Source organism: Pedobacter sp. KBW06, from assembly GCF_003852525.1.
Classification (GTDB): Bacteria; Bacteroidota; Bacteroidia; order Sphingobacteriales; family Sphingobacteriaceae; genus Pedobacter.
In genome coordinates this window covers 153,572-177,474 of sequence record NZ_QAJL01000005.1, presented here as the reverse complement: position 1 = coordinate 177,474, position 23,903 = coordinate 153,572, and the positions used below count along the sequence as shown (strand labels likewise).

The window sequence follows — 23,903 nt, the reverse complement described above, 5'->3', positions numbered from 1 at the left end:
CTAATTATATACCAAGACGGTTAAGTCGGGCCGAACATGCAGACGAAATCAATATTTTTTTATTTTTTTTTAATACCTGATCAGGAAGGCCAGGTAAGCAAGGAGTCCAAGTCTGGACCTCAGTATCTTTAAAGCATTAGAAATCTGTCTGTTGACCGTTTTTTCGGAGATCCCCAGTTGTGCGGCAATCTCGCTGTGACTGAGGTAAGTTTTTCTGCTCAGCTCAAAAACAATTCTCATTTTTTCAGGCAGCATACTGATTTCTGCTTCTATTGCTGCAGATAATTGCTTTTCCCTGATGCGGTAATCGGGAAGAATCACTCCCTGAACGGCAAAATCCTTCATCGAGTCGACATATTTGTCGCGCACTTTCTGTTTTGAAAAATGATCAAGAATGCTGTGTTTTAAAGAAGTGTACAGGTAACCTGAAAGGTTGGTGTGGATGTTCATGCCTTCCCTTCTTGTCCAAAGCATGGTGAATACTTCCTGCACAATATCTTTTACTTCCTCCCTGTTTGGCAGCTTTTTTATCGCATGATGATGCAGAATGAATTTATACCTTTCAAAGATTTCGGTATAAGCGAAACGGTCACCACGCTGGAGCATATGCAACAATTCTAAGTCGGAGCGCTTAGCGTAGTTTTCCATTGATAATTGAATCCGGGAATGTTAAGGGTTAAAATTTCGTTCCAATAATATGTAAATAATTTGGGATAGGCAGATTTTATCTTCAAATCAACGGGCCATGCAACCAATTGATCAGATCAAACGTCTATCTCTTATAAACCAACATTTAATGACCAAATTTCTTTTAGCCCTGGTATTTTCGCTAGCACCTGTTTATCTTAAAGCACAAATTATCGTCGAAGGCAGCGTCAAGGATCAATCAAACAACCCTATCCCTTATGCTTCTATTGGCATCAAAAACTCCAGGTCAGGAAGTCTGGCCACTGAAAACGGACAATACAAACTTGTTGTACCTGATCATCTAAAAGACAGCGCCGTCATTTTTAGTGCCCTGGGCTACCTCGCGAAAGTGGTAGGCCTAAACGAATTAAAGAATAACGGCAACGTGGTACTCACAGAAAAAGTGGCCATGCTGAATGAGATCAGTATCAACGGCAGCAAACTAAATGAAAAAACCATAGGACAACAATCACGTCCCTTTCTCACCTTTTCAAGAATGTTTGACCAAAATGTTCCCACCATCGAGCAGGGAAATATCTTTGAGCTTTTCCCTGAAACCAGGCTAAATTCCTATAACTTTTACATCATGCCGAGCTCAAGATTTAAGCAGATCTCCCTGAAGCTTAATATTTATAAATTAAAGAATGATCTGCCTCAGGAGTCCGTCCTGCAGGAGAATCTGCTATACAAAACAACGACAACCGGTTGGCAGCACATTGACCTTTCTTCTTATGCCTTAAGCTTCAAAGATCTGGACAAAATTGCGGTCACCCTTCAGCTCGTAGCTCATCAGCCCCTTACTGACACCGCATTCGTATTTGGGCTTTCTGCAAAGAAATCCGTTTCCAGGAATCTCCTGTTCAGGTACCAAAGTCAGGGCAACTGGGAGGCCAGTCAGGGTAGTTTCATCTCCAACCTGCAGGTCAGCTATAACCCAAAGGGAAAAAAATCAGTCGATGAGATTCAGGTGCAAACAGATACTTCCAGCGACCTCAACACCAAAATGCTGACAACAGTTTATCTGAACAGGGCCAGGGCTCAAAAAAGCAGGTACGGAAAAAATAAAAGCGGAAAATATATTGATGTAACGGAGGGAAAAATCTATTATGAAACCTATGGAAAGGGAGAACCTCTGGTTCTGCTCCATGGTAATGCGGGTAGTATCGCAGATTTCTATCAACAGATCCCCCAGCTCAGCAAATATTTCCAGGTGATCGCGATCGACACCAGGTCCCAGGGCCGAAGTACAGACTTGTCTGCCAAGCCATTCAGCTATCAGCAATTTGCATCAGATCTTTTCAAGGTTATAGAAACCCTGCAGTTAAAAAAAGTAAATATCCTTGGATGGAGCGATGGAGGCAATACCGGCCTGGCCTTTACCCTCGCAAAGCCAGAACTGGTTAACAAACTCATTATGATTGGTGCAAACCTCAGCCCTTCTGGTGTTAAGGACGAAGTACTGACCATGTTCCAAAAACGGCTTTCAGAAAATGTGGCAGGAACCGATATGAGGCTTTTAAAGCTGATGCTGGAACAGCCGGAATTTAGTAAGGCGCAACTGGGTCAGATCAATAACCAGGCAATGGTTATCGCAGGAGCAGAGGACGTAATCAAAGAGGAACATACCAGGTCAATTGCCAGATGGATCAAAAATTCCCAACTGAAGCTCATTCCAAATGCAACGCATTATCTCCCTTTTGAGCGTCCGGAGGAACTGAACAGTTTGGTTTTGGAGTTCCTGAAAAATGAGAGATCCAATCCATAACTCGGTTGGACAATATGCCATGGTGCGGGCGCCTTTATCTCCGTTGACTTAAATTTAAGGCTCTTTTGATCCTTGGACGGTTATACCTTTGAAGGAAAATTGGATAGAGGTTGAATAAGACATTTAATATCAGCAGGGACAAAGATTTGATCAGCCCGAATTTGAATGCTACAAAGATATTAAAGCCCAGGACGATCACCAGGATAATCAGGTGATCCAGTTCAGATTTTTTAGTCCGATAATATAAATTCATCAAAGCATTGGTATTTTTTTCTATCGGATTCGTTTTTCTAATGACTTTTTCCCAACCAATCCAGACCAATAATTTTCTGAAAAGGTTTATTCCAAGATGCTCGTAAATCTTTCCTCTCTGCTCCCATCCCTTTTCATTATAATAAGGAGAAGCAAGAGGACTTTTTAGTGCATCGGTAAAAAAAACTACAAATAGCATCAACAGGAAGTTCAGAATCCAGGCAAACGAAAAGCCATCCATTTTAATGTAAACAACCAGGGCATAAATTGAACCGATTGTAATTATTGCAATTAAAATTAATGTGAGTGTTTTTTTCATTTGGTTGCGTTAGTTTAAGAGGTTCAGCTATCGTACAAGGGTCAAATATATATAATAGACCTGGTTACTAAAAACCAAAATAGTACATTAAACCAAGTTAAAGATGTGTTTATTTTAATTACCGGGATGTTTTAAATAACCATTTGGGGATTTCATCTGAGAGCAGATATGGAATCACGATGTTATTATGCTCCAGGTTGTTAAAAGTTGTAAAAACCAGGTTCTTGTTTTTTCCCAATCTGGTGTATAGTTCTGTACTTCCGATGTATGGATTTTCAATGTCTTTTTCCCCATGAATGAGCCAGATGTTTTTATTCTTAAGTTTTTCGAGATTTGAAAAGTCAGGAACACCCGCAATTGACACCAGTGCGGCAAATTTATCAGGATTTATATTGAGTAGGTTTTGTGCTGTAGAAGCGCCCATGGAGTAACCGACCAGGTAGATCTTATTTTTGTCTATCGGGTAGGTACTTTCAATTTCCTCAATCAGTTTTAATATCCCGCGGGCATCATCTGATGGTACAGAAGTTAAAACGCCCGCATTTTCCTGCTGATAGCTGGATGATCGTTCTTTAAACTGCGGTGCAACAACAAAGCAGTTAAAATTGCTATAGATGTTTTCCCTCAACCAGATCCTGGCCAAAGGCTCTAATTGATGCTCATTGTCATTCCCAATTCTCGTAGAGTTATGAAAAGTGATGACCAAAGGGTATTTTTTTGCAGTACTATTTTTTGGTGTTAAAATCCTGTAAGGTATCGTAGTGCTGCCATTCCGGAAGGTTTTCTTTTGAAATTTATCAACCGACAAATCATTTAATATTTTCCTCGTTCCTGAAAATTCCGTACTGTCTATTGTTTTATCGTTAGCGGTGTGTATTTGGGCGTATGAATTGATTGAAATTAAGCCGGTAAGGAGTATGCTGAATTGTACTATAAATTTTCTGTTCATTCTAAGTGCGTCTGCGTATATGCGATGCGCAAATTTACAGTCTTTCCTTTAATTTTTAACAGCGGGTGCTGCAATATTTTCCTAATCTGTCGAAATGTTCTCCAATGGCAACATGGTGACTAAATATTGATTTATGAAATTTTCTGGTTCGAGTACGATTGGGAATTCCCCCTGGTACATCGAACCAAAAATAAATTATGGATAAATGAATAGGCTGATTTATCTCAATGCATAGTTGATATAACCGCCATCGGCTAATATCTCTGTTCCTGTAATGAAACTTGCGCCGTCGGAAGCAAGGAACAACACCGTGTTCGCAATTTCATCAGGATTACCCAATCTTTGCAATGCCGTAGCAGCAGCTAAATGTTCTTTTGCTTCCGCAGGAACGACACTGTCTAATCCAGGTGTTGCGATTGGTCCGGGACTAATGATGTTTACGCGAATTTTTCTTTCCGCCAATTCGTTTGCCGCAATTTGAGCAATCTTATTTAACGCACCTTTGGTTGCAGAATAGATGCTCGTTCCAAGATTTGAGGCAGTTGCGACCGTTGAAGAGGTGAACAATACTGATGATCCTTCTGCCAAATGAGGAATTAATTTTTGCAGGGTGAAGAAATGCCCCTTTACATTGGTATTGAATTGTGCATCAAAATCTGCTTCAGTTACTTGTTCGATTGGGGCAAATACCCCTATCCCGGCGTTTAGAAAAAGAACATCCACTTTGTTTCCGCTTTCCGCCACTGCTTTTTCCAAGACCGTTATTTCGTCCAGTTTAGAAGTGTCTGAAATTACGGTCGTCAATCTTGGACTGTTGATTTCTGCGGCTGCTTTTTGCAGATTTCCGGCATTTCTACCTGTAATCAAGACATTTGCTCCTGCGCTGATAAATGCTTTTGCAGTTGCTAATCCAATTCCTGTGGTTCCGCCGGTGATCACGACGTTTTTATTTGTAAAGTTCATCTTTAAATTTTTTAATTGTTTACGATGCAAATTTATGACAGCTACATTTATTTTAGTTACTTTGTAACGAAAAGTAACAGTAACATTCGGGTAACCAAGTAACTTATGGCTGACAACGTGTGTCAAAAAGAACACAAAAAAGAGATCATGGCCGTGCACGATGCAATGGACGTGCTGAGCGGGAAATGGAAAATTTCTATCATTTCGTCTATCTGCTATTACAACAAAAGAAGATTTTCTGATATTTTAAATGATGTAAACGGAATCTCAAACAAAATGCTGAGCAAAGAATTAAAGGATCTGGAGATCAATCAACTCATAAAACGAACTGTTTTGGACACCCAACCGATAACCGTTCAATATCAGCTTACAGAATATGGGATGACATTAAAAACAATCATCAACGACCTTACCGACTGGGGAATAAGACACCGAAAGGTAATTATAGGAGATAAAAAAATCTAGAAACAACGCTATATCCCAACTGTCCGCTCCCGCACATCATATGTTCGATAATGGACATAGTAAACCCGGGAAAGCTATTATTTAACTAACTATCAATAGCTTAATTGTCATTTTAGCTTTTGGCATAAGCTTGGTTGTCAGGTAAACTTAACCGTACACCCGAATAATGGATCAGGAAATTTAACCTCTCCAGCCTCAACCTAAAAAGATGTTCAGATTAAACTTAAAAATAGCGCTCCGAAACCTTTGGAAAAACAAAGGCTTCTCTTTGATCAACATCGGCGGATTAGCCATTGGTCTTGCCAGCTGCATGCTTTTGCTTCTATACGTAGCCTATGAGTTTAGCTATGACAAACAATTTAAAAATTACAATACGACCTATGTTGCTTACAATAGTCTGGATGCAAATGGTAAAATAGTCAGTTGGGCACTGACGCCAGGTGTTCTGGCACCAGAGCTAAAACAGAAGTATCCGGATGTCGTGGATGTCTCCAGGTCTACTTATCCAAATGAGCAGCTGATCAGTTATGGAGCTAAGAAAATTAAAAGTAAAGCTGTCTTTGCAGATCCATCCTTTCTCAGGATTTTAGATTATGAATTTTTGAGTGGGAACAGTACTAATCCCCTGGCGAACATTAACAGTGTGGTATTAACGCATACATTGGCAAAAAAACTGTTCGGAGCTGAAAATCCGATCGGTAAAACTGTAAAACTCGACAACAACGACGGCCTGAAAGTGGAAGCCGTAATGGCTGATTTGCCGGAGAACAGCAGTATCAGGTTTGACTATATGATGCCCTGGAAATTGTATGAGCAGCATGAGCCATGGACCATAGAAGAAGGTTGGGCCAGCAATTTTTGCTTAACACTGGTACAGCTCAAAAACAATAGTCATTTAGATCAATTCAATAGTTCCATAAAAGACATGTATCAACGTCATGGAAAAAATCTAAAACCCATATTATTTTTACATCCCCTTGCCAAATGGCACTTATATGATCAGTTTGAAAATGGCAAACTCGTTGGCGGAAAAATAGATCAGTTAAAGATATTTTTCCTGTTGGCTATATGTATCCTGCTCATTGCCTGTGTCAATTTCATGAACCTTTCTACTGCCCGTTCCGAGAAAAGAGCTAAAGAAGTTGGGGTTAGAAAAGCGATAGGATCAAGCAGGAAATCGTTGATTTCTCAATTTATATTAGAGAGTATATTGTTGTCTCTTATTGGGACAGTAATCGCTTTTATACTTTTAGAGGTCAGCCTGCCTTATTTCAATGAACTATTGAATATTAAGCTGGTTATCCAGTATCAGGACTGGAAATATTGGCTTGTATTGGCTGGCTTAATTATATTTACAGGCTTACTTGCAGGCAGCTATCCTGCATTTTACCTTTCTTCTTTTGAGCCAATTAAGGTACTCAAAGGCTTTGGCTCAACAACGGGCTCTGCTATTTCTGTAAGGAAGATTTTGGTGGTGAGTCAGTTTGTTTTTGCAGCCTGTTTAATTGTCTGCACTGCAGTTATCTATCAGCAATTAAACTACATCAAAAACAAACCAATCGGTTATGAGCAGGGAAACCTGATTCAGATTGCCCTGCAGGGTAATCTAAAAGATAATGGAAAGCTCGATCTGCTTAATGAACGATTGTTGAAATCCGGTGCGATAAAAAGAGTTTCTCTGCTCAGCATGGGTATTGATGAGGAAGGAAACAACAACTCGAATACCTCATGGCCGGGGAAAAATCCGAATGAAATGGTGTTGTTTAATGAAAGAGGTATAGGCTATGACTTTGTAGAAACCATTGGTACAGAGATGATTTCCGGTAGAACTTTTGGACGGGAATTTCCCGGTGATTCAAATAAAGTGATATTTAATCAGGCAGCCATCAAAACAATGGGGCTCAAAAATCCTGTAGGATCTGTGATCAGTTTTAGAGGCAGCAGATGTACAATTATTGGAGTAATGAAAGATTTCGTATTAGAATCTCCCTACAAAAAAGTGGGACCGATGATATTCTATCAATCCAATAAAAACGAGGGCGGCGTTGTTTTGGTTCGTTTAAACGAGGGCCAGAATATCAGTGCTTCTCTAAGTCAGATAGATGCCATTGTAAAGGGAATTAATCCGGATTATCCCGTAGATAGAAAATTCGTAAATGAATCTTTTGAAGTTAAATTCAAAAATGAAAAACTGCTAGGCACACTTTCAAACTGGTTTGGCGGCTTTGCCATCTTCATTTCTTGTCTGGGTTTGCTCGGACTTGCGCTATTCATGGCAGAGCAGCGGAAAAAGGAAATCAGTATTCGCAAAGTTCTGGGTGCCAGCACAAGCAACATTTTAACCTTGTTAAATAAAGATTTTATTAAACTCGTGGCCATCGCAAACGTAATTGCTTTCCCACTGGCTTATATTATCATTAATAAGTGGCTGTCAACTTTTGAATATCGAATTTCTATCAGCTTTTTGCCATTTGTCCTGGCGATCGTGATCTCCATTTTAATTGCAGCAATCACTGTAAGTATACAATCGGTAAAAGTGGTAAAAGCAAATCCTGTTGATGCACTTAAATATGAATAATCATCTTTGTCTCTTATTTTTTATTTTCAGACAGTTACGTTAAAATTTCTAGCGACAACCTTTATTTCAGTTCCTGTTGACGAAGTCTTTATTACAAAGCAAGTCAGCACTAAATCAGGTAACTTATCCTTCCAGATCTGTTTAAAGTTGATCAGATCCACATCATTACCATTTGCAATAAAAGCACAGTCAATAAATTCAGCAGTAACAACTCCAAAATTCAGGTTTACCCGTGCCCAATAAACATCTTCAAAAACTAAGATTCCGTTAAAATCGATGTATAGATGGTTTCTTCTACGTTTTTAGCGAAAAAGGTAGAATTTTTTATCCCTATAGATCAACCGATTAGAAAGGAAATTGATTTTATTTTCAATATAGGACAATCAGGACGTAGAATATTTGAGTAAAAATTATACTTTTGCAACCCCGAACAAGGGAAATAAATGATTCCGTAGCTCAGCTGGTAGAGCATTACACTTTTAATGTAGTGGTCCTGGGTTCGAATCCCAGCGGGATCACAGAGAATAGTATCAGAATCGAATAAAAGCTTGCAAATCAAAAGATTGCAAGCTTTTATTGTTTTACGGAAAAATCCATAATATTAAGGAAAACACCTCTAAAAATGTGAGTGATTCGATGAGTCGAATTTAAAAATTGTATCCAATTATATTTAAATGCTCATTTCTGTACCAGGTTTGAATCCCACCATGATCGATTTAAAATCCAACCGCCTACCCCCTACAAAATGATTATTTTCGGGGCCACGTTTTTTCGCTGCAACCTTAATATGCATTGTCGGTCTTTTGGAGCATCTGGCAACGGTTTAAAATAAAAAACCGGTGCTGCACCTGCAAACACCGGTTTTTTATTGACTACTGCTTAACCTGAAATTTTACTCAGAAAAGTTTACAAATTAGTTTTTCCAGTCATCTATTTTTGGTCTCATATCTTTGAGAACTGATGTTATTTACGGTTAAGTTCCATGCCGGGATTAAACATGAGTACCCTAGTCGGTATTTCGAAAGTATAATTTGGGCTGTGCGGAGGTAATGATGCTTCTACTTCATGGCTATCTTTGTTGATCCTTTTTACTTCGGGCATACGTCCTTCCTGATCTAATCGTTTCATGTCAAACCAGCGTGTACTACTATAAGCTAGTTCTCTTCTGCGCTCTGCCAATACTTTAACAAGGGCTTCTTCACTTGTAGCAGCAGTCTGATCTACGTAATCTACTGTTCTGATACGGTTTTTTCTCAGCATATTTACAATATCAATTGCGTCCTGAAACCGGCCTTCTCTGGCAAGCATCTCCGCTTTGGTCAGATACATTTCAGGAAAGGTTATCCCAAAATTATATTTATTACCCAGAAAACCAGCTCTTCCCAAACCATCATTATTGGTTACTGTTAAAAACTGATAGCGAATATCGGAACTGTCAAAATAGGTCTTCAGATCACTTGAATAGAGCATAAATGTAGGGTCGCCACTAACTGACGCGCGCTGCCATAACACTTCTGGATTAAGATCATAAATAGGTACTTGATTGCTGCTTGCATAATTATTATAATTTAACAGGGTATTTGGTGCTTGCAGAGCCATTTCGGCATACTTCTTTGCATTGGGGTAATCTGCCATATATAAATAAATACGACTTAGTAAACCATAAGCTGCGTATTTAGAAACTCTATATCTGTTAACATTGCTCAAAGGAAGTGCATTGACGGCATTACTCACATCATTAATGAGTGTATTCAAGGTGAGTTTAACTGATGATCTTTTTGGTATCTTATCAGTCACATTGGTACTGATTACCAGTGGTAATCCTGGATCGGAGTCTGCTGTTGAAGGATTATATGCTTTTGCAAATACGGTAAGCAGGTCCAGAAGGGAATTGGCCCTGATGACAAGTGCCTCGGCCAATATACTTTGCTTTTGTGCGTCTGTGCCGTTAGTAGCTGTTAGAATTCCGCTAATGATGACATTTGCATCATAAATTGCACGATATGATGATCCCCAAATCTCCGGATTTGACTTTTCATTAAGGGTAATAACAGGCCTCCAGTAATATTCGTTTGCTCTAGCTGATTGGTCAGTGTTGTCAAAATTATTAAAATTATCATCGGTAAGAACAAGAATATCTATTGGAAAAGTATTGTTCATGGTTGGCGAATTAAGTATGCCTTCGTAGTCTGATACCTTTTTTGGAATAATGATTCCTTTCGGTTCAATATCCAAAAATTTACCACAGGAAGAACAGTTAACGGCCAGGATGAATAGTAAGATTATATGGCTATTTTTCATGGTTTTTATTTAAAAATTAGTTGAAAAAGTCAGACTGTAAAATGGCTGCACCGTCAGTGACCTGGTGCCTGAATTGCGGTTTATCGCATCCGGATCTATATCATTACCGCTAAAGGTATAACGAAAAGCATTCTGTGCCTGAAAACGGAGTTGCGTGTTTTTCAAACCTATTTTTTCAAAGGCAGGAATTTTGGCGTTATACGTAACAACAATATCCCTCAACCTGATATAATCTGCCCTACGCACAAACTGCGTAGCATATTGATAACCATATAAGGCAGAAGATTGAAAATATCCAGGCATTGAGCTGCTGGAAAGGAGGAATCCAGGGATCATAGTGTTATTCTCATCACCAGGTTTTCTCCAGAAATTGTTTGATCCGGCAAGTGGATTATTAAAAAGAGCACCGATATTATTAGGATTAGGTTGTTCTACTCTCATAACATGACCTCCATAATACATAAATAGAAAAGACACATCAAAAGCGCCGAGGGTGATTTGGTTATTTAATCCCAGTACATATTTAGGCGTAGTTGTTCCATTATAAATCAGGTCATCTTTAGTCACATCTGCCCGATTTGATCCCGAAAAAGCCAGTACTTTATGATTGCCTTTCTTATCTATTACATAAGGTTGCCCTGCTTCATTCAATCCGCCATAATTATAGCTGAATAATGCACCTATAGGAAGCCCGAGTACAGGAGTGATACCACTCGTAATCAATTGTGAGTTTGCATATTCCGTTGCTTTTATTGCCAATACTTTATTACTGTTGAAAGAAGCAGTCACTTGTGTTGTCCATTTAAAGTTATTTAACTTAATGTTCACACTGTTTACCAGAAATTCGAGTCCTTTATTTTGAATAGATGCAGTATTGGCATTATATTGGTTAAAACCAGAGGTAGGGTCTGCGTCAAATTGCCCGAATACATCTCTGGTTTTCTTCATGTACCAGTCCACTGAACCTGAGATCCGGTTTTTTAATAAGGTATAATCCAACCCAAGGTTATAATTCCTGGTGGTTTCCCAACGGATAGATTGGTTTTGCGGAGTGAGTACATCATAATAGGTCAAAGGTACGTTAAGCGATGTATTCAATCCTGAGTATAAAATCAAAAATGCCCCGTTGTAACTGTTTGGCACATTACCATTAAAGCCGGTAGCGGTTCTTACCTGCATATTGTCAATCCACGGGATTTGCTTGATGAAGTCCTCTTCTCCAATGCGCCAGTTTAAGCCTGTAGACCATAGAGGTTTATTTTTATATTTCGGATCTGCACCAAACAAGTTAGATTGATCAATTCTAAAGCTTCCTGTAGCGATATACTTATTTTTAAAGATATAAGTACCCTCCCCGTAGAATGACCTGAACCTCCGCTCTCCTTCCAACTGGTTGAAATAGTCGGTATTTATAAAGTTGCTACTATATCCTACACTGGTAAATGCAGGTATAGTTGTAGCATTTAAAATACCCATATTAATAGGTTTATTGATCAATGTTTGCGGCTCGTATCCAAAATAGGATGTTGTATAGGCTTTGAGTTGTGTAATCTTTTGCTCAATTCCAAGAATGCCTGAAAAATCATGATTGTTCTCTCCAAATTTATGAGCAAAGTTTAGCTGCCCTCTCATGGTATAATTTATCATGCTTGTATTGCTCCTTTTCAAAATATTTCCTTTTGGCATATTGGAAAACATGGCATTACCAGTAACAGGATCTTTTACAGCCATAGTATTGACCAGTGCTCTTACAGCATAAGAGTCTTCCAACTGTAAACGATCAGCTCTTACATTCTGATTTTCATAATTTCCGCCGAGATCCATATTCAGCCAGTCTGTGAGTTTGGTGTTTAGCCTGCCCAGAAATCTAATGGATGAACCTTGACTAGTGTTGGTATTGCTGGCTAGCTCTCTATATGGATAGTAAAGCATATCGTATAGACCCAAGGCCATCAAAGCATTATTATTTGCCCTGGACAGTGGCCTGCTATAGTAATTCCGGTTGGGATCTAAAGATACCGGAAGTGCGTTGCCTTGATCGTCTGTAAGATGTTCGTAGGGATAAAAGTCAGAATAGTTCGGTGTATTTCCGCTAACATTCTTATAATTGGTATAAGTAGTTTTAAAGTCCAGATTAAATCTGGTGGAGAATTTAAAGGTATTAGCCATACTTAGATTGTACTGTTTATTTTCTGATCTTATCCTGATTGGAATTTCATCGATATAGTTTAATCCAAGTATATAAGTGCTTTTGTCATTACCACCACTCACATCAAAGTTTATATTCTTTGTCTGTCTTTTTTGAAAAAATAGGCGTTGATATTCTTTTAGGTTATCATATGAGCCCAGTGCGAGCAATTTCTGATCGATCTGATCCGCTGTGAGCAGTGGATTTGAAAGGTCAAGGCGAGTACCGCTAAAAAGAATCTGTTGTGCAGGGTTTAATTTGCTGTAACCGAGCTGAAATAAAATATAGGAAGGCTTGGCTATATTAAAACTTTCTTTCTGAAGCTGAACAAATTCGTTTGCAGGAGCATAGTTCAGATAACTAAAATCAGGTTTGTCCTGTATAGCATAGGTACTACGCAAGGTAAATACGGATTTACCAGATTTCCCCCTCCTCGTTTCTACAACAATTACACCATTAGATGCCCGTACACCATAAATAGAAGCCGCTGCTGCATCGCGTAACACACTAACCGAAATAATATCATTTGGATTGATCGTGCGCAGATCTATTTCTGTTGGAAATCCGTCTACAACGATCAATGGTTGCTTTACGGCGTCAAAAGAAGCTACTCCCCTAATACTAAGTTCATCTGTCTGACTATTATAGACCAGTCCAGGAATTTTACCTTCCAGACTTTCCAGGAAATTTCCAGTAACGGCCTCACGCTGTTGATATTCTTTTTCTGTCATAACAGAAGCCGCTCCGGTTAGCTGATCTTTTTTGATTTTCTGATACCCGGTGCTGATTACCCCAATTTCACCCAGTTGATTTAAACTCTCTGCCAGTACTACCGTTAAGTTTTCCTGATTGTTTTTCAGTTTTATTTCCTGAGTATCATAGCCAACGTAGCTGATGATAAGCGTTGCGTTATCGTTAACTTCTATGGAAAAGGTGCCATTTACTTGTGAAGCGGTACGGTTCTGGGTACCTTTTTCTGCTATTACTGCACCAGGTATTTCTTTTCCTTTCGAATCAGTTATCAGTCCTTTAATTTTTAGTTTCTTTAGTATAGTCGCTGGTTCTCTAACGGGCACAACTGTTTTCCTTTGTACGACAATAGTTTTATACTTAATGATATACTTCAGGTTCTGCTCTTTAAAAAGATAGTTAAGAACTTCTTCCAGGTTTGCATCTTTAAAGCTGACTGCGACCCTTGAATTCCCACTAAACATTTCATTAGTATAAAAAAAGTCATAACCCGTCTGTTTGCTTATTTTTTCCAGCAGCTGGGGCATCGGAATATCTTTTTCCGTCAGATTTATCTTTTGTGCAATAGCAGCTATGCTGATCTGCATAAAGGTTGAAATTAATAGAAAAATGACCAGGTTTATTTTCATTATCAGTTTCCTTGCATTGTTTTTTTTGATCCGGCAAATGACAAGAGCTGTTATCCGCAGAAATTTAATTATGCAGCTGAAAAGCATGCGCATAATTTTGGCATAAAAATTCATAAATTTGGTGGTTTGGATAAGTTGAAATTTTGATAACACATGATATTCAATTAGCAAATCCAAATAATTTGCCGGGGGTATTAGTAGTACTCCCGGTTTTTTAAAATGGATCGCCGTTTAGGTATAGGTTATGGCATAACGATGATCCTCCTTCCTTCTACATTAAAATGAACAAGTCCCGTTAATTCAATCAAATCAAGTATTTCTGACAGATTTTTAAGTCTGGAGATTTTACCTCCAAAATTCTCTTTGGAAATATTACCTTTAAATATGACTTCAACATTATACCATCTGGAGATCTGACGCATAATGGCTTGTATGTTGTCTCCTTCAAACATAAACGTGTTATTTTTCCAGGCAATAAATTGTTCTGTATTAACATTTGACACTGCTATACCATAATTGTTCAGTCCTGACTGCTCCCCTTCTTTAAGCTTGACTGTTTCCTTATTTTTAAGCCCGGTAATCCGGACGCTGCCTTCCAGTAAAGTGGTTTTAGTAACGGGTTCATCATTATAGGCATTGATATTGAAATGTGTTCCTAATACTCTCACCTCCTGTTTGCCTGTAACAACAATAAATGGTATACTGCTTCCACTTTCATTTGCTGCTGAAGAATGTGTTTTAGTCTTAAGTCTTGCGACTTCAAAGTAGGCTTCACCAGTCAGTTCTATTTTTCTTACATTCCGTGAATTAAAAGCAGCAGAAAATTTAATAGAGGAAGCTGCATTCAACCATACTTTACTGCCATCAGGTAGATTCACCCGATATTGCCCGCCTCTTGGAGTACTGATTGTATTGTATGTGTTCAGACTTGAAGTATCATCTTTTCCTGAAACCTGCGTAACCTGATAAGTTAATTGACCGTTCTTCGTTTTAGTGATTTTAAAACCAGCCTGCCTGGCCAGCTCGCCTTCGGTAGCATCGGTCAGGATTATTTGACGTCCATCCGCTAAAGTCAGCGTTGCCTGATTACGGCCCGGGGCAATGTCCTTTTTATTAAGGTGAGTTGCCGTATCAGATTTCAATTTTTCTATAGAACGGTATAGATAATAATAAATACTGCATGAAAGTATAATAAAAATTACGGCTGCTGCAGCAATTTTTATTAGGTTCGATCCTAATTTTATCATTTTATTAGGTTTAAGAGCCAATTTTTCCTGTAGATACTGATCAACGCGGCCGATCATCGTATTGATTACAATAGGATCTTCAAACTCTTCTTCTTCATTGTTCAGTTCTGCAATAATAAGCTGACGCAACAACTGCTCACTCTCAGGCAGGCCAAAGTATTGAAATAAGTAATCTATTTCTTGTTCAGAACACTGACCGTCAAGATATCTTCGATGTAATTCCTTTATGTGTTGTTCTGTTTCCAAAGTTTTTTAGCTAATACGTTTAACTAAAAGAAACTACCTGCTCAATAGCTGTTTTTTTTGAAAATTAAATAAATACTGGTATTTAAATGTCTGCAGGACTTATATGCCCACAACAATGGCACCTGCCAGCATGGAAACTACGACAGGTAAGGTTGGATTAAGGTATTGTTTTAAAAAACGGTTCGCTTTTAAAAGATGATCATTAATGGTAGAAGGGGAAATCCCTAGCAACTCGCTTACTTCTTTATAAGATTTACCTTCCAGTTTACAAAGTATAAAAACATGTTTCCGCTGAGGTGGTAACAAATTGATTGCTCCATGCAGCAAAAGTATACGTTCTTTACTGAAAATGGTTTCTTCAATATGAGAGTAATATTCAGATCCAGAACTCATCATCTTGTCAAACGCTTTTCTATCCCTGGCAATCTTACGATAATAATCAACAACCATATTTTCGGCAATACGAAAAAGATAAGCACGGAATGATTTTTCAGGATCCAGCGAACTCCTGTTGTCCCAAATCCTCATAAAAAGATCCTGAAGCATTTCTTCTGCTAATTCTTCCGATTTTAACAATTTTAACAGGTTTCCAGCTATTCTGTATTTATAGCGATTGTATAAATCTTCAAACGCACGCTTATTACCCTCCTTGAGTTGAGTGATACGTTCACTTTCATTCAAATCCTCTAATAATTCCCCAGCCATAAAAATTGATAATTCCCCATTTAGACTACTGGCTGCTTTCTTTAATAATTAAAATCTTTAGTCCGGCAGGGCTAAATTTAAAATAAGTCACACATGCTATAGGTAGTCTAATGAGCTTATATTTTAATTAATTTGTACTGTCAGTAATCCTATGATACAAATGTATTACAAAATAATCTTAATATCAGTTAATTAGGAAATATGAGCTACGAATAAAAAAAAACACAAAAAGGTATGATGGAATAATATTAAAAATTTGTCAAATTTTGCCTTCAAACTGTTTATAACATCGGTAGTAATAGGAGTAAAGAAATGTACTCACTACTATAAGTTTTTAGGAATTGTTGCTACATTAACGAGCATCAGGGAATTATCCATAAAATATCGCTAATAAAATCGGCAAAAATTATTTGCATTCAGGTACTGCTGTCAATACATCTAACGAAGCATCCATAGCCTTTTTTACCAGTTTTTTTAAGGATTCCAGATCATCCGCTTTTGCCGCCTGATTTCCAAACGTAACAGCATTTAGTGCATAGTTCTTTGCGTTAGCACAATCACAATCCGGGATTATTGCATAGGCAGATGACTGAGCGGCTTTTTTCACACCTGTTTTAATGCTTTTTTTCGCTTCATCCATTGAAAGAGATTTATATGCTTTTTTAAAATCCTTATAAGCCATTTCAGCATATGTTACAGCCATTCCACATTTGCCTTGACTTGGATTATTGCTGATAAAAAATGTTTGCAAAAACAGCGCAGTGCTTGTCATAAAGAGGATGGATAGATATTTCATATCGGTATATTTTTTTAAATTTGAATTTAGTCATTGTTTTTGATACAAAAAAAGCTAATGATGAGATCCACCCTACTCAGCAAATCCAGCCATTGAACATTATGACCGTTTTTTAGTTAAAACATGATCATATCTAAAAAGAAAATTACGGAGTATCATAACGATGTTTTATCAATAGGTTTTGATCAGGAAAAACATATATTTACGTTTGAAAAAACAAGAACATGAACAGAAAGAGTTGCCTTCCTCCTCCAACAGCTTAAAACACCTTCCGGCATAATCAATGGCGTAGCATCGATGAAATTCATCGATATCTTTTGTACGCCCAATAATTCAGAGTTTTTACAGTTCGTTACATTTAGGTGATTCTTATGAAAAAATCATATTTGCTATTACACATAGCAGTCTTACTCGCTGGTTTTACAGGAGTTTTCGGTAAACTTATTTCCCTCAATGAAGGTCTCTTGGTATGGTACAGGGTCTTTTTTTCTGCCATTATATTATTCTTTGTATTGAAATTTCTCAAAAAGTCTTTCAACGGTGGGTTTCGTGAAAAGTTAAATATTGGGAAAATTGGCCTGCTGATTACCATCCATTGGGTTTTCTTTTACGCAAGCATCAAATATTCAAATATCTCGGTTGGAGTCGTTTGTTATTGCTTGACCAGTCTTTTTACGGCAATATTTGAGCCTATGATTAATAAAAAGCGTTTCTCTGTTTTACAGCTTTTGCTGAGTGCTTTGACTTTGTTCGGTATCAGCTTGATTTTTCATTTTGATTCCTCCTATCAGCTCGGCATTGTTCTCGGTATCATTTCTTCCGCATTTGCTGCACTATATACGGTATTCAATGAAAGGCTGGTTAAAAGATATGATTGTATCGTAATCAATTATTATCAAATGATTGGCGGAACTCTGGGATTAGCTGCAGTACTACCCGTGTATCTATACTACTTTCCAACAGCAAACCTGGTTCCGGGAATGAGTGATCTCGTTTACCTGTTGTTGTTAGCTGCTTTTTGCACGGTTATATTATATGTACTCTTTGCAGAGTCTCTAAAGTCTATTCCAGCGTTTACGGTCAACTTGAGTTTCAATCTGGAACCGATCTATGCCGTAATAATGGCCTTTATTTTTTTCAATGAAGGAAAGGAAGTCAACTATGCCTTTTATATTGGCTGTAGCTTTGTTGTCGCTTCTGTTCTTTTGCAGACTTTCTTTTCGAAAAAAAATCCTGATTTAGAGCGGCTGACTTAATGGCTGGGTAATAAATCACTGTAAAATATGATTTAACAAAAACATCCAAAGAGAGCCGGGAAGAATAAAATTCTGCATCAAGTTACCTAAATTTGAACCTGAGATACCATCATATGAAGCCGCTACTTATCTACCTGTTTCTAATCACCATTTTTTCAAACTGTCGTTCGGAAAATTCGGAAAATAAAGGGCGCAGGAAACTGAACAGTTTGTACAGGCAAAGAATAGTAAACTCAAATTATGTGTTATATGACTTTGCCTATTCGGGTTCTTTTGTGACAAACGGTGAATTTACGGGTTTAACCATTCTGAAAGCAAATGAGCCTTTCACAGAAAGTAAAATTGAAAGGTTACCCGGCTCTTACTTTATTACCAAACCGGAAATTGGTAATTTAAAGCTAGTGGATATACAAAACAGCACAAATCCAACCACCCAAAAAGACACCTTGTTAACACCGGCATCGCAGTATACCAAGACATTTAATGGTGTTAAGTTTAACATTACAACATATCATCAAACTTATGGCAGTGCAACAATGAACACAGGCCTGATGAGATATGAATTTGATGGTCTTAAAGAAACAAATGATAGTTTGATATTTTACAAGGTGAAAACGAAATTTGGAGGTAAAACATTTCCTTCAACTACATCCTTCCTAAAAGGCAATATTAAATTAATAGACTCCAGCGACCACAAAATTTTATATGTTCAAATTAATCAGGCGATAATTGAAAGGGGAAGTGTTTATAAACCAACAGACCCACTAAAAATAGTATCCAACCAACCTATTGTTGGCAATGCGATCTATGAATTTTACCCAAAAAACACCATTAAATCCACAAGCTTAACGGACATCGGGATATGGAAAAATGTAAAATTATCTCTGATCTATCCATTCCCCGATTAATTTTCGATAGGTCTCCCCGATCGACAGGTACTCCCCATTGATCATTTGAATTTGATTTCCTTCGATAACCCGGATCTTATTCAATGGGATAATATAGGAACGATGAATGCGGACAAATCGTTTTTCCGGTAGCTTTACCAAAATGTCTTTCATATTTTCCAGCACAATGATCTTTTCCGTATTGGTATGAATGCGAATGTAATCTTTCAACCCTTCAATATACAAGATCGAATCTATCGCAACTTTATAATGCTTTCGGTCTGCTTTCACGAACAGGTAATCATCTGTATCAGCGCTTTGAAAAGTTTCCTGCCAGCGGTTATATTTTTCTACACTTTGATAAAAACGGTTAAATATAATTGGCTTTAAAAGGAAGTCGATCACATGAAACTGGTATACATCCAACGCATATTCAGCATAGGCAGAAGTAATAACAAAGTTGTGCTTTTGGTTAAACAACTGCATCAGCTCAATACCTGTTAAATCTGGCATTTGAATATCTAAAAAGATCAAATCAACCATTTCAGTGTTTAGGATTTCTATGGCCTTGAATACATCACTGCCCGCATACAGCACATTTAATTGTGGGACCTTCGATGCATAATCGGCAATAAGTTTTACTGCAAAAGGTTCGTCGTCAAGTATGATACAGTTTATTCTCTTTTTCATGAATTATATTTGTTTCTATTAAATTTTTCATCCCCGGGAATTCGCATTCCTTCCGGGTTGCTTTCAATCAGTAATCTGCCTGATCGGTTATTATTTCAGATCAATCTGAAGCAGGGCTGTGAATTGATTGTTTTCATTGGTTAAACTGAGCTGATGAGCATTCGGGTAATAGAGCTCTAATCGCTTTTTAAGGTTATCTAAGCCTATTCCTCCCAGCTTATCTTTTTTCTGCCTGCCGATTTCATTTCTCACAAAAAAAGATATTTTTTTTGAATCTGTACTGATCTCTACAAAGATTGGATGTTCATTAGATGCAAGCCCATGCTTTAAAGCATTCTCTATCAGGGGAGATAATATATAAGGCGGAATTTCTATGTTTTCATCATCCGTTTTAATATTAAGGTTTACAAAATCACTTTCGGTGTGCCTGAATTGTTCCAGTTCTATATACGCCTTAATGTAATTGATCTCTTCAGTAAGATTGATCCTTTCTCTTTGGGAATAATACGTGGTAAACCTCATGACCTCACTCAGTTTCGCGATTGCAGGAAGTGATTTCTCAGATTGAAAATAGACCATCGAATAAATATTATTTAAGGTATTGAAAACAAAATGAGGATTGATCTGAGCTTTGAGAAATTTGATTTCCGTATTTTTCTTTTCCTCCAGGAGGTGGATAAAATAGATGACATACCAAAGAAAAGAACTGAATATGATGGGCTTACTGCTATAAAGTAGGTTATCAACCAGATAACTTATAAAAGAAGGGTTGATATAATTGACTTTATCAAATAAAATTCCGGTAACAAACTGTTCTTCAAACCACCTTAAAGCGGTAAACACCAGGTAGGAAATGACCATTCCTAATAACAATCTTTTCCATTGAAATGCTTTAAAAACCCATTTCATCACCACCAGGTAATGAAAGTAAAAAGTCGCGACAAAAGCGATCAGATAGGTAAGATAAAATAAATTAGGGATGAAAAACCGGAACTCAAACGGATTCATGACAAACGCAAAATACGCCGTAAAAACCCAGAATAAAAGGTGAATAAGTCGTTCTGAACGCTTTGATAATGTGCTATTGTGCATCTGTAATTGTTTTATACAAAAGTATCCATTCGAATAAAGGTAAAAAAGTGGGTTTGTAGATAAACCAAATGGGTTTGTCGAAAAAAGTAGCTAAAACAGCCTGTTCCCTTGAGTTTTGTATAAAAATTAATAGAAAAAGTATGAAGCAGATTATTCCTTTACTCGTTGCCGTTTTATTTCATGTCAATGTTTTCGGTCAGCAATTCTCCCTAAGTGGAAAAGTAGTTAATTCCCGTAAAGTTCCTGTAGAACTCGTATATGCAAATTTGATGAAGAACGATAGTATATTGATCAGACAAGCATTAACTGACAGCACAGGGTACTTTTTCATGAAGGCTGAGAAAGGAAACTACCGTTTGATTTTAGAACAATTCGGCACAAGATTTACCAGTCAGGAAGTTAGCTTAAACCAGAACATGGAACTTGGGAATATAGAAATAAATGAAACTACAGAACTTCAGGGGGTGACCATTAGCGGGAGAAAAAAGATCATTGAGCAGAAAGTTGACAGATTGGTGTTTAACGTCGAAAATTCTGTGATGGCAACCGGCGGAACGGCACTGGATGCGCTGAAAGCAACACCAACAGTAAGGGTTCAGAACGACCAGGTTTCCATTGTGGGAAAAGGTGAAGTATTGGTCATGATTGATGAGCGTTTACAAAGAATACCACAGGAAGACCTCGCAGATTTCCTTAAATCCATTCCCTCTGGTAATATCAAAAGCATAGAAGTAATCACCGCGCCGCCTGCAAAGTATGATGCAGAAGGAAACAGCGGGCTCATCAACATCAAGCTGAAATCGGCTAAAGCCAATTCATGGAATGCCAATATCGGCACCTCATATACACAAAAGACATATGCGGGTGGAAGTCTTCAGGGTTTATTCAATTATAACCAGGACAAACTTTCCCTGAATGCCTCGCTTAACAAGGGCACCCAAAAATTATTGACGACCTCCACCAGTCAGATTTTTTATACAGATGAACTGTGGAGCCAGGAGATCAGGAACACATCTAAAAACAAGACATTGAGCCTGGGCTTCGGACTTGATTACAAGCTCAGCAACAAATGGACCACGGGGATCAGGTACCTCAGCAGCTTAACAGATAAAACATCGACAAACAATCCATTGACCACCAGATTTGACAATGCCGGTAAAAACGTCCTTTCTTATGTGCTTTCCGATGTCCTGGATAATAACAAACCGGAAATGCGTTCGCTCAATTGGTACCAGTCCATTTCCCTGGACTCACTCGGAAAAAACATCACGGTCGATTTCGATTACTTCAATTACAGCAAAAAAGATTACCGCTTTTTTGAAGGAAACGAACTTGATCAACAGAAACACACCATTCCAAATAAGTTCTTTTCATCGACCAATAACAACATCAATAAGATTAAAAACTATTCCGGAAAAATAGATTTCTCACTACCTTATAAATGGGCAAACATCAGCTTTGGTGCAAAGGCTTCTTATACCAATACCAATAATGACCTGGTTGTTTACAACAACGAAACGGGAGTTCCAATTCCAGATGCCGGTCAATCCAACAGATTTAATTATCAGGAATACAATGAAGCCCTATACTTTTCTACCAGTAAAAAAATAAATGCACAATGGGAAACACAAATTGGCTTTCGGATGGAAGCGACACAAACTGAGGGCTATTCCGGAAATCTGAACCAAAGCAATAAAAACAATTACACCAAACTATTTCCCACCGCCTATGTCACCTATGTTCCGAACGACAACAATTCCTTCTCCATTAACTATAGCCGGAGAATCAGAAGGCCGGATTTTGATTATCTGAATCCATTTGTGATCAAAACCAGTCCATATTATTATTCCGAAGGAAATCCCTTTCTAAAACCCTCCTTTATCAATAACCTGGAATTCTCCTACATCAGGAAGCAAAACTGGGTAAGCAACATCTACTTATCACAGGTATCCGATTTTGGCCAGGAGTTGTCTATCATAGACCCATCCACAAACATTACCCGGAGCAGTCCTTTGAATTATGCCAACACCTATCAAATTGGCTTTTCTACCTATTACAACTTCAAAAAATGGTCCTGCTGGAACAGCATTACGGGATTTAATATCAACTATCAAAACGTAAAATCAAAAACAAGCCTTATAAAATCTATTGATGGTGGTAACGGATATTTCTATACAAATAATGATTTCACGCTAAACAAATCGAAATCGGTATTCTTAGGGGTAAACTACGGCTTGCAATTGCCGGGACGTTACCAGATTTTTCACATCTCCTCTATTCATATGCTGGATGCTTCAATGAAATTCTTATTCCTCAAAAAGAACCTTTCATTTACCATCACAGGCGAAGATTTATTAAATGCCCAGAAACCTCTGATCTCTTATAAATCCAACAACGTAGAAAATAATGTAAAAAGCTACAGGGATACAAGGGGATTTAGAATTGCGTTGAGCTATAAATTTGGCAACATCAATTTGAAATCTAAAAATAGAAATTTTGGAAACGAAGACGAAAGGAACAGAACCAACCCATAATGAGCTCAGGAAAGATCCCTGCAAACGACGGTTTGGCAGGGATCTTTTATACATTAAGTAGATATAACCAATATTTTTTCCCAAATAATTGCTCCAATTCCCTGATCTGACTGAAACCTAAATTCTCATAAATGTATCGTGCCGAGTTCATGAATTCAGAAGTATGCAGCGCTACTACTTTTTCATTTGTTTCCTTAGCATGACTGAGGCACATTTGAACAAGTTTTTTCCCGATTCCATTACCGCTGAAAGCTGGATCAACTCCAACCATACGGATATAAGACCAGTCTCCCTGGAAGATTTCAGTAGGATTTCCACTCGGAACCAAATAGGCCATCCCAATCAAATCATCTCCAGATTCACAGACAAAGCATTTTGACCTGTCTAAAAGATCTGTATAGGAACTTTCTGCTGTCAGAAAACCATACATTTTGTTCCAGTTCTCTTCTGTTAAAACTGTTTTAAATTGCGTGTAAGAACTTAGTCCTAATTGTTGAAGTTTGTCTTTATCCTGACTTGTACCGGACCTAAAATTAATTGCCATTCAGTTTAATAATTTATTTAATACAACGAAGATATAGAATTACAACAATTATACGCCGGT

General features: G+C 37.8%; 18 protein-coding genes and 1 tRNA gene. 7 read left to right on the top strand and 12 right to left on the bottom strand.

Annotated features, from left to right (window positions below):
• Positions 1 to 69: 69 nt before the first annotated feature.
• Positions 70 to 648, bottom strand: a complete 579-nt coding sequence (locus DBR43_RS27005; RefSeq protein WP_124586455.1) for an RNA polymerase sigma factor — start codon at positions 646 to 648, stop codon at positions 70 to 72.
• Between the two features lie 148 nt (positions 649 to 796).
• Between DBR43_RS27005 and DBR43_RS27000 the strand changes: the two genes are divergently transcribed.
• Positions 797 to 2,452: an alpha/beta fold hydrolase gene (locus DBR43_RS27000; protein ID WP_124586454.1), complete on the top strand. Its 1,656-nt coding sequence runs from the start codon at positions 797 to 799 to the stop codon at positions 2,450 to 2,452.
• A 34-nt stretch (positions 2,453 to 2,486) separates the two neighbouring features.
• On the opposite strand, the gene DBR43_RS26995 is transcribed toward DBR43_RS27000, so the two are convergent.
• The 3 genes from DBR43_RS26995 to DBR43_RS26985 all read right to left on the bottom strand — a co-directional run bounded on the left by DBR43_RS26995 (position 2,487) and on the right by DBR43_RS26985 (position 4,935).
• Positions 2,487 to 3,023: a hypothetical protein gene (locus tag DBR43_RS26995; RefSeq protein WP_124586453.1), complete on the bottom strand. Its 537-nt coding sequence runs from the start codon at positions 3,021 to 3,023 to the stop codon at positions 2,487 to 2,489.
• Between the two features lie 118 nt (positions 3,024 to 3,141).
• On the bottom strand, positions 3,142 to 3,972 hold the full coding sequence (locus DBR43_RS26990) for a phospholipase (protein WP_124586452.1): 831 nt from the start codon (positions 3,970 to 3,972) through the stop codon (positions 3,142 to 3,144).
• A 219-nt stretch (positions 3,973 to 4,191) separates the two neighbouring features.
• On the bottom strand, positions 4,192 to 4,935 hold the full coding sequence (locus tag DBR43_RS26985) for an SDR family NAD(P)-dependent oxidoreductase (RefSeq protein WP_124586451.1): 744 nt from the start codon (positions 4,933 to 4,935) through the stop codon (positions 4,192 to 4,194).
• Between the two features lie 105 nt (positions 4,936 to 5,040).
• Between DBR43_RS26985 and DBR43_RS26980 the strand changes: the two genes are divergently transcribed.
• The 3 genes from DBR43_RS26980 (at position 5,041) to DBR43_RS26970 (ending at position 8,496) form a co-directional block, all read left to right on the top strand.
• Positions 5,041 to 5,400, top strand: coding sequence for a winged helix-turn-helix transcriptional regulator (locus DBR43_RS26980; RefSeq protein ID WP_124586450.1), 360 nt, complete (start codon positions 5,041 to 5,043; stop codon positions 5,398 to 5,400).
• A gap of 208 nt (positions 5,401 to 5,608) precedes the next feature.
• Entirely contained in the window at positions 5,609 to 7,978 is a 2,370-nt protein-coding gene (locus DBR43_RS26975) for an ABC transporter permease (protein ID WP_124586449.1), read from the top strand.
• A gap of 445 nt (positions 7,979 to 8,423) precedes the next feature.
• Positions 8,424 to 8,496: transfer RNA gene (locus tag DBR43_RS26970), tRNA-Lys, on the top strand.
• Positions 8,497 to 8,941: 445 nt separating this feature from the next.
• Here the strand turns inward: DBR43_RS26970 and DBR43_RS26965 are convergent.
• The 5 genes from DBR43_RS26965 to DBR43_RS26945 all read right to left on the bottom strand — a co-directional run bounded on the left by DBR43_RS26965 (position 8,942) and on the right by DBR43_RS26945 (position 16,840).
• The gene (locus tag DBR43_RS26965; RefSeq protein ID WP_124586448.1) at positions 8,942 to 10,279 is read right to left on the bottom strand and encodes a RagB/SusD family nutrient uptake outer membrane protein; all 1,338 of its coding nucleotides are present in this window, start codon (positions 10,277 to 10,279) and stop codon (positions 8,942 to 8,944) included.
• A gap of 9 nt (positions 10,280 to 10,288) precedes the next feature.
• Entirely contained in the window at positions 10,289 to 13,804 is a 3,516-nt protein-coding gene (locus DBR43_RS26960; RefSeq protein WP_158622606.1) for a SusC/RagA family TonB-linked outer membrane protein, read from the bottom strand.
• 284 nt (positions 13,805 to 14,088) lie between these two features.
• A complete protein-coding gene (locus DBR43_RS26955) occupies positions 14,089 to 15,339 on the bottom strand; it encodes a FecR family protein (RefSeq protein WP_124586446.1) in 1,251 nt (416 codons plus the stop codon).
• A gap of 99 nt (positions 15,340 to 15,438) precedes the next feature.
• Entirely contained in the window at positions 15,439 to 16,044 is a 606-nt protein-coding gene (locus tag DBR43_RS26950) for an RNA polymerase sigma factor (protein WP_124586445.1), read from the bottom strand.
• 406 nt (positions 16,045 to 16,450) lie between these two features.
• On the bottom strand, positions 16,451 to 16,840 hold the full coding sequence (locus tag DBR43_RS26945; protein ID WP_124586444.1) for a hypothetical protein: 390 nt from the start codon (positions 16,838 to 16,840) through the stop codon (positions 16,451 to 16,453).
• A gap of 371 nt (positions 16,841 to 17,211) precedes the next feature.
• On the opposite strand from DBR43_RS26945, the gene DBR43_RS26940 reads away from it, so the two are divergent.
• Together DBR43_RS26940 and DBR43_RS26935 are read left to right on the top strand one after the other, a co-directional pair.
• A complete protein-coding gene (locus DBR43_RS26940; protein ID WP_124586996.1) occupies positions 17,212 to 18,096 on the top strand; it encodes a DMT family transporter in 885 nt (294 codons plus the stop codon).
• A gap of 242 nt (positions 18,097 to 18,338) precedes the next feature.
• Positions 18,339 to 19,004, top strand: coding sequence for a hypothetical protein (locus DBR43_RS26935; RefSeq protein ID WP_124586443.1), 666 nt, complete (start codon positions 18,339 to 18,341; stop codon positions 19,002 to 19,004).
• Here DBR43_RS26935 and DBR43_RS26930 read toward each other — a convergent pair.
• Together DBR43_RS26930 and DBR43_RS26925 are read right to left on the bottom strand one after the other, a co-directional pair.
• Positions 18,975 to 19,673: a LytR/AlgR family response regulator transcription factor gene (locus DBR43_RS26930; protein ID WP_124586442.1), complete on the bottom strand. Its 699-nt coding sequence runs from the start codon at positions 19,671 to 19,673 to the stop codon at positions 18,975 to 18,977. The two genes, DBR43_RS26935 and DBR43_RS26930, sit on opposite strands and share 30 nt — an antisense overlap.
• Before the next feature lie 90 nt (positions 19,674 to 19,763).
• The gene (locus DBR43_RS26925; protein WP_124586441.1) at positions 19,764 to 20,765 is read right to left on the bottom strand and encodes a sensor histidine kinase; all 1,002 of its coding nucleotides are present in this window, start codon (positions 20,763 to 20,765) and stop codon (positions 19,764 to 19,766) included.
• Positions 20,766 to 20,905: 140 nt separating this feature from the next.
• Between DBR43_RS26925 and DBR43_RS26920 the strand changes: the two genes are divergently transcribed.
• Positions 20,906 to 23,299 (top strand): outer membrane beta-barrel family protein, encoded by a 2,394-nt coding sequence (locus DBR43_RS26920; protein WP_124586440.1) that lies wholly within the window; start codon positions 20,906 to 20,908, stop codon positions 23,297 to 23,299.
• 46 nt (positions 23,300 to 23,345) lie between these two features.
• On the opposite strand, the gene DBR43_RS26915 is transcribed toward DBR43_RS26920, so the two are convergent.
• Positions 23,346 to 23,843 carry a GNAT family N-acetyltransferase gene (locus DBR43_RS26915; protein WP_124586439.1) on the bottom strand — a complete coding sequence of 166 codons (498 nt, stop codon included), beginning with the start codon at positions 23,841 to 23,843 and terminating at the stop codon, positions 23,346 to 23,348.
• Positions 23,844 to 23,903 lie beyond the last annotated feature (60 nt).